10 protein-coding genes and 1 tRNA gene are annotated in these 12,036 nt (G+C 74.7%); 3 read left to right on the top strand and 8 right to left on the bottom strand.

The window, feature by feature from the left end:
- Positions 1 to 48 precede the first annotated feature (48 nt).
- The 3 genes from lysA to K353_RS15910 all read right to left on the bottom strand — a co-directional run bounded on the left by lysA (position 49) and on the right by K353_RS15910 (position 3,810).
- Positions 49 to 1,440, bottom strand: a complete 1,392-nt coding sequence (lysA, locus tag K353_RS15920; RefSeq protein ID WP_111554246.1) for a diaminopimelate decarboxylase — start codon at positions 1,438 to 1,440, stop codon at positions 49 to 51.
- A gap of 96 nt (positions 1,441 to 1,536) precedes the next feature.
- Positions 1,537 to 3,192, bottom strand: coding sequence for an arginine--tRNA ligase (gene argS, locus K353_RS15915; protein ID WP_111554245.1), 1,656 nt, complete (start codon positions 3,190 to 3,192; stop codon positions 1,537 to 1,539).
- Between the two features lie 117 nt (positions 3,193 to 3,309).
- A complete protein-coding gene (locus tag K353_RS15910; RefSeq protein WP_111554244.1) occupies positions 3,310 to 3,810 on the bottom strand; it encodes a response regulator in 501 nt (166 codons plus the stop codon).
- 181 nt (positions 3,811 to 3,991) lie between these two features.
- On the opposite strand from K353_RS15910, the gene K353_RS15905 reads away from it, so the two are divergent.
- Together K353_RS15905 and K353_RS15895 are read left to right on the top strand one after the other, a co-directional pair.
- Positions 3,992 to 4,063 (top strand) — tRNA-Arg (locus K353_RS15905).
- 441 nt (positions 4,064 to 4,504) lie between these two features.
- On the top strand, positions 4,505 to 4,885 hold the full coding sequence (locus K353_RS15895; RefSeq protein WP_233533613.1) for a hypothetical protein: 381 nt from the start codon (positions 4,505 to 4,507) through the stop codon (positions 4,883 to 4,885).
- A gap of 7 nt (positions 4,886 to 4,892) precedes the next feature.
- Here K353_RS15895 and K353_RS15890 read toward each other — a convergent pair whose 3' ends face one another.
- The 5 genes from K353_RS15890 to K353_RS15870 form a co-directional block, all read right to left on the bottom strand.
- Complete coding sequence (locus K353_RS15890) at positions 4,893 to 5,648, bottom strand: hypothetical protein (RefSeq protein ID WP_111554241.1); 756 nt, start codon at positions 5,646 to 5,648, stop codon at positions 4,893 to 4,895.
- 142 nt (positions 5,649 to 5,790) lie between these two features.
- Positions 5,791 to 6,768 carry a serine protease gene (locus K353_RS15885; RefSeq protein WP_111554240.1) on the bottom strand — a complete coding sequence of 326 codons (978 nt, stop codon included), beginning with the start codon at positions 6,766 to 6,768 and terminating at the stop codon, positions 5,791 to 5,793.
- A gap of 245 nt (positions 6,769 to 7,013) precedes the next feature.
- Positions 7,014 to 8,510, bottom strand: coding sequence for an MFS transporter (locus K353_RS15880; protein ID WP_233533612.1), 1,497 nt, complete (start codon positions 8,508 to 8,510; stop codon positions 7,014 to 7,016).
- 202 nt (positions 8,511 to 8,712) lie between these two features.
- Positions 8,713 to 10,425: a DUF885 domain-containing protein gene (locus K353_RS15875; protein ID WP_111554238.1), complete on the bottom strand. Its 1,713-nt coding sequence runs from the start codon at positions 10,423 to 10,425 to the stop codon at positions 8,713 to 8,715.
- A gap of 56 nt (positions 10,426 to 10,481) precedes the next feature.
- Positions 10,482 to 11,162 (bottom strand): rhomboid-like protein, encoded by a 681-nt coding sequence (locus K353_RS15870; RefSeq protein ID WP_233533611.1) that lies wholly within the window; start codon positions 11,160 to 11,162, stop codon positions 10,482 to 10,484.
- Between the two features lie 107 nt (positions 11,163 to 11,269).
- On the opposite strand from K353_RS15870, the gene K353_RS15865 reads away from it, so the two are divergent.
- Positions 11,270 to 12,028, top strand: coding sequence for a TetR/AcrR family transcriptional regulator (locus K353_RS15865; RefSeq protein WP_111554237.1), 759 nt, complete (start codon positions 11,270 to 11,272; stop codon positions 12,026 to 12,028).
- The last annotated feature ends 8 nt before the right edge of the window (positions 12,029 to 12,036 follow it).

The following is a 12,036-nucleotide window of genomic DNA, read 5'->3' as shown; positions in this document are numbered from 1 at the left end:
TTTCCGCACGGATCTACGGCTGGTCCACGTTCTGAGACGAAAATTTCGTCAGCCGATATCGAGCCGCAGGAGATCCTCCTCCGTCTCGCGGCGGACGATCACCCGGGCCGCTCCGTCCGCGACGGCCAGCACCGGGGGCTTGAGGGCGTGGTTGTAGTTGCTCGCCATCGAGCGGCAGTAGGCGCCGGTCGCGGGCACCGCGATCAGGTCGTCGGGGGCCAGGTCGGCGGGCAGGAAGGCGTCCTTGACCACGATGTCGCCGGACTCGCAGTGCTTGCCGACCACCCGGGCGAGCATCGGCTCGGCCTCGCTGGTGCGGGAGACCAGCGCGACCGAGTACGCGGCGTCGTACAGCGCGGTGCGGATGTTGTCGGACATGCCGCCGTCCACGCTGACGTAGGTGCGCAGGCCCTCCAACTCCTTGACGGTGCCGACCTCGTACAGCGTGAACGCGGTCGGACCGACGATCGCCCGGCCGGGCTCGACCGAGATCCGGGGGACGGCCAGCTCGGCGGCGGCGCACTCGCGCCGGACGATCTCGCTGAGCGAGGCGGCGATCTCGGCGGGCTCGCGCGGGTCGTCCTCGGGGGTGTAGGCGATGCCCAGGCCGCCGCCGAGGTCGATCTCCGGCAGCTCGACGCCGTGCTCGTCGCGGACCTCGGCGAGCAGGCCGACCACCCGGCGGGCGGCCACCTCGAACCCGGCGAAGTCGAAGATCTGCGAGCCGATGTGCGAGTGGATGCCGCGCAGTTCCAGGGACGGCCGGGCCAGCACCCGGCGGACCGCCTCGGCGGCCAGGCCGCCGGAGAGCGACAGGCCGAACTTCTGGTCCTCGTGCGCGGTGGCGATGAACTCGTGGGTGTGCGCCTCGACGCCGACGGTGATCCGGATCAGCACCGGCTGCCGGACGCCCTGGGCGTCGGCGATCTCCGCCAGCCGCTCGATCTCCTGGAAGGAGTCGACCACGATGTGGCCGACCCCGGCCTTCACCGCCTGCTCCAGCTCCGGCACCGACTTGTTGTTGCCGTGCAGCGCGATCCGCTCCCCCGGCATGCCGGCCGCCAGTGCCACGTGCAGCTCGCCCGCCGAGCAGACGTCGACGTTCAGGCCCTCCTCGTGCAGCCAGCGCACCACGGCCTTGGAGAGGAACGCCTTGCCCGCGTAGTACACGTCGGCGTCCGCGCCGAAGGCGTCCCGCCAGGCCCGGGCCCGGGCGCGGAAGTCCGCCTCGTCCATCACGTACGCGGGGGTGCCGAACTCGGCCGCCAGGGTGCGCACGTCGACGCCGCCGACGGTGGCGACGCCCTCGGCGTCGCGGGTCACGGTGCGCGACCAGACCTTGGGGTCGAGCGCGTTGAGGTCGGCCGGCGGGGCCTGGTAGTGGCCCTCGGGCAGCACGTCGCCGTGCCGGGGGCCTGCGGGGTGGGCGGAGCGACTCATCTTTGGCGACTTCCTCGACCTATGGCGAGGGGCGGCCACCGGTCTCCGTCGACCGGTCGCCGCCCCCGCTGTGCTGCGCGTTCGGGGGTGGGGTGGCTACATCCGCTCGGGCGCCGAGACGCCGAGCAGGTGGAGGCCGTTGGCCAGCGTCGTCCGGGTGGCGTCGGCCAGCCAGAGGCGGGCGTGGGTGAGGTCGGTGACCTCCTCGTCGCCCTTCGGCAGGATCTGGCAGTTGTCGTAGAACCGGTGGTAGGCGCGGGCCAGTTCCTCCAGGTACGTGGCCACGTGGTGCGGCTCGCGCAGCTCGCCGGCCTTGGCCAGCACCCGCGGGAACTCGCCGAGCTGGCCGAGCAGGGCGTTCTCCCACTCGGAGTCGAGCAGCTCCGGCGTGAAGTCCGCGCTGCGGGTGATGCCCTTCTCCACCGCGTTGCGCTGCACCGAGCACATCCGGGCGTGCGCGTACTGCACGTAGTAGACCGGGTTCTCCCGGGAGGTGCTGGTCACCAGGTCGATGTCGATGGTGATGGTGGAGTCGGTGGACTGCCGCACCAGCATGTAGCGGGCCGCGTCCACGCCGATCCAGTCGATCACGTCGTCGATCGTGATGATGTTGCCCGCGCGCTTGGAGAGCCGGACCTCCTTGCCGTCGCGCAGCATCTTCACGAACTGGCCGATCATCACCTCGATGTTGCGGTCCATGTCGTCGCCGGCGCAGGCCGCGATGGCCTTGAGGCGGTTGACGTAGCCGTGGTGGTCGGCGCCGAGCATGTAGACCGAGACCTCCGCGCCGCGGTCCCGCTTGCTCAGGTAGTAGGCGGCGTCGGCGGCGAAGTAGGTGTTCTCGCCGTCGGCCTTGATCAGGACGCGGTCCTTGTCGTCGCCGAAGTCGGTGGTGCGCAGCCAGATCGCGCCGTCCCGGTCGAAGACGTGGCCCTGCTCGCGCAGCCGCTCGATGGCCTTCTCGACGGCGCCGGAGTCGTGCAGCGTCCGCTCGGAGAACCAGGTGTCGAAGTGCACCCCGAACTCGGCCATCGAGCGCTGGATCTCGGCGACCATCAGCCGGAGGCCCTCGGTGCGGAACACCTGGAGCTGCTCGTCCTCGGGCAGGTCGAGCACGCCGGGGACGCCGTCGGTGACGGCCTTGGCGATGTCGGTGATGTACTCGCCGACGTAGCCGTCCTCGGGGGCGGGCCGCCCGTTGGCGGCGGCCCTGAGCGACGTGGCGAACTTGGTGATCTGCACGCCCGCGTCGTTCAGGTAGTACTCGGTCGACACCTCGGCGCCGGTGGCCTTGAGCACCCGGGCCAGCGAGTCGCCGACGGCGGCCCAGCGGACGCCGCCGATGTGGATCGGGCCGGTCGGGTTCGCCGAGACGAACTCCAGGTTGATCCGCAGGCCCTTGAGCGCCTCGTTGCGGCCGTACGCCTCGCCCGCCTCGACGATGGTGCGCGCCAGCTCGCCCTGGGTGGCGGCGTCCAGCGTGATGTTCAGGAAGCCCGGACCGGCGATGTCGACCTTCGCGACGCCGGGGATCTCTCGCAGCCGCCCGGCCAGGACCTCCGCGACGGCTCGCGGCGGCTTGCCGGCCGACTTCGCGAGCTGGAGGGCCACGTTGGTGGCGTAGTCGCCGTGGTCCCTGTTCTTGGGCCGCTCGACCGTGACGTGCGCGGGCACGTCGACGGTCAGCTCGCCGGCCTGGGCGGCGGCGCTGACGGCGGCCTGGACTGCCTGGGAGAGTTCTGCGGGTGTCACGGTGCCAAGCGTAGGCGAGAGGGGGGACCCGGCCGCCACCCGGTTTGCCCGCGGCGGGCCGCGCCGCGCCGCCGGGCGTGCTTCGTCTCGTCGGACGTCACCGCTGGCGGGCACATCTCACGGGTGGGGCTCCTCCGGCCGGACGAGTTCCTGCGCCTGTTCGCTCAGGGCTGAATCGCGGCAGGTTTGCGCGAGCGCCCGCGCCTGTCCCCCGAAGTCGTAGGCGAACCGCCGCCGTCCGGCCGCCGCCGCCCGCAGCCGCCGCACCAGGGCGACCAGCTCCGCCGGGTCGAAGGGCTTGGCCAGGTAGCCGTCCACCCCGACCGACTCGCCGCGCTCCAGGTCGGCCGGCGTGCAGGCGCTCACGATCGCTATCGGCAGGTGCGCGGTCTCCCGCGCCGCGCGCAGCCGGGCCGCGGTGCGCAGGCCGTCCAGCCGGGGCATCACCACGTCCAGCGTGACCACGTCCGGCGCGACCCGGCCGACCACCTCCAGGCACTCGGCACCGTCGGCGGCGGTCACCACCTCGAAGCCCTCCAGCTCCAGGTTGACCCTGATCAACTGGCGGATCACCTCGCTGTCGTCCACCACGAGGACCCGCCCCGACGTCGCCGCCACCTCACCGAGGGTAGCCGCGCCCCGCCCTTCGCGTCCGGCCTTTCGGCCACTTGCCGGCCACCCGCCGACGGGGCGTCGGAGCGGCGCCCGACCGGGCCGGGGAAACCCGTGCACGGAGCACGGAGTTTCCCTGGTAGTGTTTTCCCCGTCAGGCCGGGCAGCACCGCGAGGTCAGCCCAAGGCCCCCGTAGCTCAGGGGATAGAGCACCGCCCTCCGGAGGCGGGTGCGTAGGTTCGAATCCTACCGGGGGCACTTCGCAGGAAGTGTCGAACAAGGCCCAAGTCCAACGGACTTGGGCCTTTCCGCTGTCCCCGGGCTGTCCCGGCGCCCCCGGACGGCGGGCGCCGGGCTGCCCGCCACCGCGGCCGCGCGAGCGTGCGGCCGGAGAGCGAGGGGGTGGCGCGGTGGCCAGGACGGAGCCCGTCCCGCGCCGGCCGGACGGACCGCCGGGCCGACCGGCCGTCCGGGGCGAGTCGGGCCGGACGCACGCGTGCGCCTTCACCGGGGACGGCGCGGTCGCGCGGCTCACCGCCGGGGAGCGGGCGCGCCCGCGCGCCACCGGCGGAGTCCCGGAGCGGTTCCCGGCCGAGGTCGGCCGGCCGGCCGGGGAGCGCGCGCGGCGCTGAACTCCCGCCCCGCCGACGGGGTTCCGGCCCGGGGCCGGCCGCCGGGGTGTGGCAGGGTACCGGGGTGATGATCTCCGCTGAGCAGGTCCGACTCGTGTCCGGGGCGTCCGCGCCGATCCTGCTGCTGGGCGGCGCCCCGGTGCACGGCGCGCTGCCGGTGCTGCGGGTCGCGGACGGCGCGGTGCCCGGGCTGGACGGCTGGTCGGTGTTCGCCAGCCTGACCATGTGCGTGCTGGACGGCCCCGGCGACGCGGGCTGCCTCTTCCCCACCCTGGGCGGCTCCTCCGGCACCGACGGCGTCGCCCGCTGGTGCGCCGAGGTCGAGCGGGCCGGCGGCGCGCTCGTCGTCTCGCTGCCCGACCCGGCCGCGCTCACCGGCCCGCTCGACTGGCCCGCCCTGCTCGACGGCGGCTCCCGCGGCGGCTTCGCCCCGGCGGCGGCGGCCTGACGGGGCGTCAGCGCGGGCCGGGTCGGCGGTGGCCGCCGCGCAGCACCAGTGCCGGGGCGCCGCGGTCGTACGCGCCGCAGGCCGTGGTCGACCACGGCGACCACTGGCGGGGGACGGCGAAGTAGGGCACCAGCACCGGTCCCCTGCGGCCCGGCGCGGCCTTCGCGGGCAGCAGCGCGGGCAGCACGTCCGGGGTCTGGCCCGCGAGGATCGCGGCCCGGCAGGAGCGGCAGGCGGGGCGGCGCTCGGCGGCGGCCTCCCGGGGCGACAGGTGCGGGCGCCGCCGCGCCTTGCCGCCCCGGCCCGGCGCGGGCGGGGTCTCGGCGGGGCCGTGCAGCGGGTTCCAGTAGCAGCGCACCTGGAGCGGGGCGGGGCGCTTCCCGGCGTGCAGCAGGTGCGCGGCGCCGAGCCGTTCGACGGCCTGCTCGGCCAGCACGATCGCGGCGGCCAGGTCCGGCAGGTCGGTGTCCGCGTCCCCGGCCCGGTCGAGCAGCCGCCCCGCGGCCTCGTACGCCTCCAGCGCCCACTGGTAGGCCAGCCGGGCGGCCGACTCCTCGCCGCCCAGCTCCAGTTCGGCGGTCCGGAAGACGGCCCCGGCGGCGGTCACCCGCTCGGCGGCGGTCTCCCGCAGGCGCTCCCGCAGCGCCTCCCACTCCCCCAGCAGCAGCGCCCGGCGGGCCCGCTCCTCGCGCCGGGTCGGCGGTGCGGCGGGGCTCGCCGGGACGGCCGCCGCGACCTTGAGAAACCACCAGCGCCGGAACACCGCGCCTCCCCCCGTGCCTGTGCGTCGACGCCCCATTGTCGCCTCCCGGGCGGGCGGCGGACAGAGCGGCGCGGCCGGGCGGCGGGCCCGGTCCGGCCGGTCCGGTCCGGCCGGTGCGATCCGCCCGGTGCGGTCCGCCCGGTCAGCTCGCCTCGGCGAGGAGTTCGGCGACGGTGTGGTCGAAGGCGGCGCTGTAGGAGGTGTCCTCGGTGTCGCCGCCCTGCTGGTAGCCGCCGATGACGCCGATGACCCGGCCGGTGGCGGTGTCGACGAAGGGGCCGCCGCTGGTGCCACCGGGGAAGGAGGGGCAGTCGATGCGGCGCTGGTAGGTGTCCTGCCGGCTGGTGGTGTTGGTGCACAGGCGGGGGAGTTCGGCGCCGGCCGGGTAGCCGTAGAGGCGGACCTGGGCGGTCCAGGAGGCGTCGGTGCCGAGCGGGTTGCCGCCGAGGACGTCCTCGATCAGGCGGCCGTCCCGGGGGGCGACGGCGAGGATCGCGAAGTCCTCGTCCGGGTCGCCGCCGTGCCGCCAGCCGTCCGCGGTGTACACCTCGGTGACCTGCCAACTGCCGTACGGGGCACGGCCGTCGCGGTAGCCGGGGACGAAGGTGACGCCGTTCGCGGAGGAGAGGCAGTGCGCGGCGGTGAGGATCAGGTCGCGGCCGGGGCTGTCGATGACGCTGGCGGTGCAGAAGTGGTGGCCGGGGCCGGTCGGGCCGGAGAACAGGGCGCCGACCCGGCGGGACTCGGCGTCGTCGGGGGCGGTCGCGGTGGTGCCGGGGGCGGTGTCCGGCGGCGCGGCGGGCGGGGCGAGCAGGGTGGGGGCGGTGACGGGGGCGGCCAGCTGCACGGTGTCGGGACCGCCGGCCGCGGGGTCGGAGGCCGCGGCGGGGGTGACCGCGGGGGTCGGCGTCGGCGTCGGGGCCGACGAGGACGCGGCGGTGGCGGCGGGCGCCGGGGCGGTCATCGCCACGGTGTCGGTGCTGGGCCGTCCGGGGTGGCGCAGGTGGACGGTGAAGACCCCGGCGGTGGCCATCGCGCCGACGACGCCGACGGCGAGGACCGAGGTGAGGGCGGCCGACCGCAGCGGGCTCCGTCCGTCCTGCCTGGTGTGTCGTCCCATCGGTGCCCCGTTTCCGGCCGGTACTGGTCATGGCGGTGCGCGTGTGCCCGCTCCGGGCTCCAATATCCGCCGCGGAGCTGGGAAAGCCGTCAGTGCCGCCTGGGAGCCCGGTGAGATTCCCGGCCCGGACGGGTGCCGGGCCGGGGCGGGCCCGCCACCCGTCCGGGGCGGGCCCGCCACCCGGCGGTGCGTCCGTGGTCCGTGCAAGCGGGTCGGCCCACGGCGGGGTCGGACCACGGCGCGGGTCAGACCACGGCGCGGGCCTCGGCCGCGGCGCCCTCGCCCTCGGCCTCGCCGGGGGCGGGGCGGTGGTTGATCAGCAGGAAGGCGATCACCGCGGCGAGCAGCAGGATGCCCATGGCGACGGTGGTGGCGACGGCGTAGCCGTGCACCGCGCCCTGGGCCTGGACCAGCGGGTCGGTGGGGTTGCGGGCGGCCAGGTAGGTGGCGGTGACGCTGGCGGCGATGGTGTTGAGCAGTGCGGTGCCGATCGAGCCGCCGACCTGCTGGGCGCTGTTGATGATGGCGGCCGCGGCACCGGTCTCCTGCGGGGCGACGCCCAGGGTGGCCAGGCTCATGGTGGGCATGAAGACCAGGCCCATGCCGAAGCCGAGCAGCAGCTCGGCGGGCAGCACCATGGAGGCGTACGGGCTGTCGACCTTGATCTGGGTGAGCCAGGCCATGCCGGCGGCGCCGAGCAGCAGGCCGGGGACGACCAGGTTGCGGGTGGGGATGCGGGTCATCAGCCGGGAGGCGATGCCGGCCGCGCTGATCACGATGGCGGCGGTCATCGGCAGGAAGGAGACGCCGGCCTTGATCGGCGAGTAGCCCTTGATCACCTGGAGGTAGTAGGTGAGGAAGAGGAACAGGCCGAACATGCCGATCACGGCGAGTCCGACCGCGAGCGCGCCGCCGGCCCGGTTGCGGTCGCTGATCAGGTGGATGGGCAGCAGCGCGTGCTCGGTGCGCCGCTCGACCGCGGCGAAGACGGCGAGCAGGGCGACGCCGACGCAGAGCGCGGTGAGCACCAGCCAGTCGTCCCAGCCGCGGGAGACCGCCTCGGAGGTGCCGTACACGATGGCCAGCAGGCCGCCGCAGCCGAGCACCGCGCCGGGCAGGTCGAGCCGGACCCGGCGGGAGCGGTCGACGTGGTCGCGGACCAGCAGGTAGTACGCGCCGATGCCGGTGACGATCGCGATCGGCACGTTGACGTACAGGCACCAGCGCCAGGACAGGTACTCGGTGAGCAGTCCGCCGGTGATCAGTCCGATCGCCGCGCCGCCGCCGGCCAGGGCACCGAAGATGCCGAACGCGGTGGCGCGTTCGCGCGGGTCGCGGAAGGTGACGGAGAGCAGGGAGAGCGCGGAGGGGGCGAGCAGCGCGCCGAAGGCGCCCTGGAGGGCGCGGGCGGCGAACAGCATCCCGCCGGTGGTGGAGAAGCCGCCGAGGCCGGAGGCCAGGGCGAAGCCGAGCAGGCCGACCATGAAGGTCCGCTTGCGGCCGAACAGGTCGCCGATCCGGCCGCCGAGCAGCAGCAGTCCGCCGAAGGCCAGCGTGTAGGCGGTGATCACCCACTGCCGGTTGGCGTCGGAGATGTCGAGCGCCCTCTGCGCGGACGGGAGGGCGATGTTCACGATCGTCGCGTCGAGGACGATCATCAGCTGGGCGATGGCGATGACCGCCAGGGCCCACCAGCGGCGCGGGTCCGCCGCGGGGGTTTCGGGGGCGTTCCGGGAGGTCACCGTGGGCCGCCTTCCGCCGATCGGGAGTGGGGCTGGGCGCGTACGGCGCTCTTCCCAGGGAAACCCCGCGACGGGACGGCGGCAAGGCGAATTGTCGTGCTTGTCAAGATTTGGGACGGCCTGGGAGGGGACGGCGTCCCGGGTGCCCGGCCGCATCGGCCACCCGGGACACGGCTCCCGTCCGTGCGTCGGCGCGTCGGCGCTACAGCGCGCCCAGCTCGGTGACCAGGTCGTCCAGGCCCAGCGAGCCCTGGGACAGCGCCGCCATGTGCCAGCCCTTGAGGTCGAACTCCGCGCCGCGCGCCTCGGCGGCCGCCCGGGCCGCGGCCCGGCCGCGCAGCCAGGCCCGCTCGCCGAGCTTGTAGCCGATCGCCTGGCCGGGCAGGCCGAGGTAGCGCACCAGCTCGCTGTCCAGGAAGTCCGCGGACAGGCCGCAGTACGCGCCGAAGAACTCCCGGGCCCGCTCGGGCCGCATCGGCTCGCCCGGGGCGAACGGCGAGTCGGCGGGGAAGTCCAGCTCGGCGTGCATGCCGATGTCGACGATCACCCGCAGCGCCCGCATCATCTGGGCGTTCAGGTAGCCCAGGCGGTGGCCCGGGTCGGTCAGGTAGCCGAGCTCGTCCATCAGGCGCTCGGCGTACAGCGCCCAGCCCTCCATGTTGGCGCTGACCCCGCCCAGGGTGACCTGGTAGGTGGAGAGCCGGTCCGCGACGTACGTCCACTGCGCGAGCTGCAGGTGGTGGCCCGGGACGCCCTCGTGGTACCAGGTGGAGATCAGGTCCCACTCCGGGAACGCCTCCCGGCCCAGGGTGGGCAGCCAGGTCCGGCCGGGGCGGGAGAAGTCCAGCGAGGGCTGGGTGTAGTACGGGGCGGCGGCGCTGCCGGACGGGGCGATCCGCGCCTCCACCTTCAGCAGCGGCTCGGCCAGGTCGAAGTGCACGCCCTGGAGGTCCTCGATCGCCCGGTCCATCAGGTCCTGGAGGTACTCCTGCACCTGCTGCTCGCCGCGGATCGCCGGGCCCTCGGTCTCCAGCCACTTCATGGCCCGCATCGGGGTCTGCCCGGGGCGGACCTTCTCCGCCTCGACCCGCATCTGGGCGTCCAGGTCGTGGAACTGCTCCCAGGCCCAGCGGTACGCCTCGTCCAGGTCGAGCTCGGCGCCCGTCCAGTACCGCACCCAGCGGGTGTAGCGCTCCCGGCCGACCGCGTCGGGGGTGCCCTGGGCGGCCGGGCCGTACACGTCGCGCATCCAGTCGCGCAGGCCGGCGAGCGAGGCGGTGGCCTCGACGGCGGTGGCGGTCAGCGGCTCGCGCAGGTGGGCGGGGGCGGTGGAGACCAGTTCGCCGAACCAGCCGCCGGGCAGCTCGCCCCCGATCCACTCGCCGAGCTGGCCGACCAGCGTCTCGACCTGGCGCGGCGCCGACAGCAGGCCGCGCCGGACGCCCTCCTCCAGGCTCTGCCGGTACTGGGCCATCGCCAGCGGGAAGCGGGCCAGCCGGCGGCCCAGCCGCTGCCAGTCCTCGTCGGTGTCGGTGGGCAGCAGGGTGAAGACCTCGCGGGTGTTGTGCACCGGCGAGCCCAGGTTGCGGACGCTGCGGTAGCCCTCCCCCGCGTCGTGGACGGCCAGTTCGGCGGTCAGTCGCTCGCGCAGCAGCCGGGCGCAGCGGCGTTCGGCCTCGTCCTCGACCGGGCCGGACGCCTCCAGCGCGTCCAGGGCGGCCAGGGTGCGGCGGGCGAGTTCGGCGGTCGCCTCGATGCCCTCGGAGGACAGGTCGGTCAGCCGGTCGTCCTCCGGGTTGAGGCCGAGGTACACCGCGGTCAGCGGGTCGGCCTCGGCGAGCGCGTGGACGTAGGAGTCGGCGAGTCGGCGCGGGGTGGGGCCACTCGGGTGAGGGGTGTTCAGTTCATGAGCCATCCGGCCATCCTGTCGTAGCCGCAGGCGAATTCAACCCCTGTCAGGTATCGGCGTCGTCACCCCCGGACGGGGTCCGGGCGCCGGACGCCGCGCCGCGGGTCCCAGGTCGGCCGGCCCCGGGTGATCGGGCGGAAGGCGAGGCCGATCAGCACCGAGCAGAAGTGCCCCAGGTCGGTGAACGTGTGCGAGACCAGCAGCGGCACCAGGTAGAAGGCGACCAGCCCGCACCCGTACACCCAGCGCCACGCCCCGGCCAGCGCGTACGTCAGCACGCCCTCCACGCCGGCCAGCGCGTACGACACGCCGACGTCCACCGTGGTCGACATGTTCGCCGGCAGCACGTGGTGGCGCACGCCCCAGGCCACCGCGCCCTCGCTGACGAAGGTCGCCAGCACGTGCGCGGTCAGCGCGACGGTCAGCCAGCGGCGGGTGCCGAGCCAGCGCTCGGCCGGCACGTGGAAGACGTGGAAGACCACGAAGTAGAACAGGAAGTTCGCCTGCTCGGTCCAGATCAGGCTGGCCAGCAGGGCGTGCACCGGGTGCGAGGAGAGCTGGTGCAGGTTGGTGGAGCGTTTCTGCAGGAAGTAGTCCAGCGTCGCCGGGTCCATCCGGGCCACCACGAAACTGGTGAACGCGAGCAGCAGCAGCCACACGTACGTCCCCGGGGACTTCCCGACCCACCGACCCGCCGCCCGCACCCACCGCACCGGCCGCTCCTCGCCGCGCTCCACCGACACCTGGTCACAGTCTGCGGCCGCGCCCCGCGCCGCGCCCGGCGGGAACCGGCCGGTCGCGGCCGTGCGGAGGGGGTCCGCCGACCCGCCCGAGGTCTACCCTGGCACGCATGGCAGCGACCCCCTCCCCCGTCGAGGAGCCCGTCGACGACTCCCCCGCCGCGGAGCGGCCCCGCCGCGCCGCCTACCGGCGACTGCCCGTCCAGCAGCGGCGCGACCAGCTCATCGCCGTCGCCCTCGAACTCTTCGCCGCCCGCCCGCCTGAGGAGGTCTCCCTCGACGACGTCGCCGAGGCCGCGGGCGCCTCCCGGCCGCTCGTCTACCGGTACTTCGCCGGCGGCAAGCAGCAGCTGTACGAGGCGGCGCTGCGCAGCGCCGCCGCCGAACTCACCACCCGCTTCACGGTCGAGACCGCCGACGGCACCCCCACCCGGCAGCTCGGCGCCGTCCTGCACCGCTACTTCGACTTCGTCGACCAGCACGCCGCCGGCTACGGCGCGCTGCTGCGCGGCGGCTCGGTCGTGGAGACCGCGCGCACCTCGGCGATCGTCGACGACGTCCGCCGCGCGGCGCTGCGGCGCACCCTGCGCCACCTGGGCGTCCGGGAGGCCGGGCCCCGGCTCACCCTGCTGGTGCGCTCCTGGATCTCGGTGGTCGAGGCCTCCGCGATCAGCCGGCTGGACGAGGGCCGGCAGATCCCGGTCGACTCGCTCTGCGCCTGGCTGGTCGACCAGTTCGTGGTGATGGCCGCGGCCACCGCGATCCGGGACGACCAGACCGCGGAGGTGCTGCACGGCTGGCTGGAGCTGGAGACGGCGGACAGCCCGGCGGGCGTGCTGATCGCGCGCCTGCGCGACCTGGGGCTGTAGGGGGGCGC

It is taken from the genome of Kitasatospora sp. SolWspMP-SS2h, assembly GCF_003259315.1.
In the GTDB taxonomy this organism is placed as follows: Bacteria; Actinomycetota; Actinomycetes; order Streptomycetales; family Streptomycetaceae; genus Kitasatospora; species Kitasatospora fiedleri.
Note: the sequence above shows the minus strand (reverse complement) of the source record. Positions and strands in the feature narration are given on the sequence as shown.

What these genes read in the sequence shown, in the direction of transcription:
- lysA (WP_111554246.1), bottom strand. Translation starts at nt 1,440, where the DNA reads ATGAGTCGCTCCGCCCACCCCGCAGGCCCCCGGCACGGCGACGTGCTG.
- K353_RS15895 (WP_233533613.1), top strand. Translation starts at nt 4,505, where the DNA reads ATGATCTCCGCTGAGCAGGTCCGACTCGTGTCCGGGGCGTCCGCGCCG.
- K353_RS15885 (WP_111554240.1), bottom strand. Translation starts at nt 6,768, where the DNA reads ATGGGACGACACACCAGGCAGGACGGACGGAGCCCGCTGCGGTCGGCC.
- K353_RS15875 (WP_111554238.1), bottom strand. Translation starts at nt 10,425, where the DNA reads ATGGCTCATGAACTGAACACCCCTCACCCGAGTGGCCCCACCCCGCGC.
- K353_RS15865 (WP_111554237.1), top strand. Translation starts at nt 11,270, where the DNA reads ATGGCAGCGACCCCCTCCCCCGTCGAGGAGCCCGTCGACGACTCCCCC.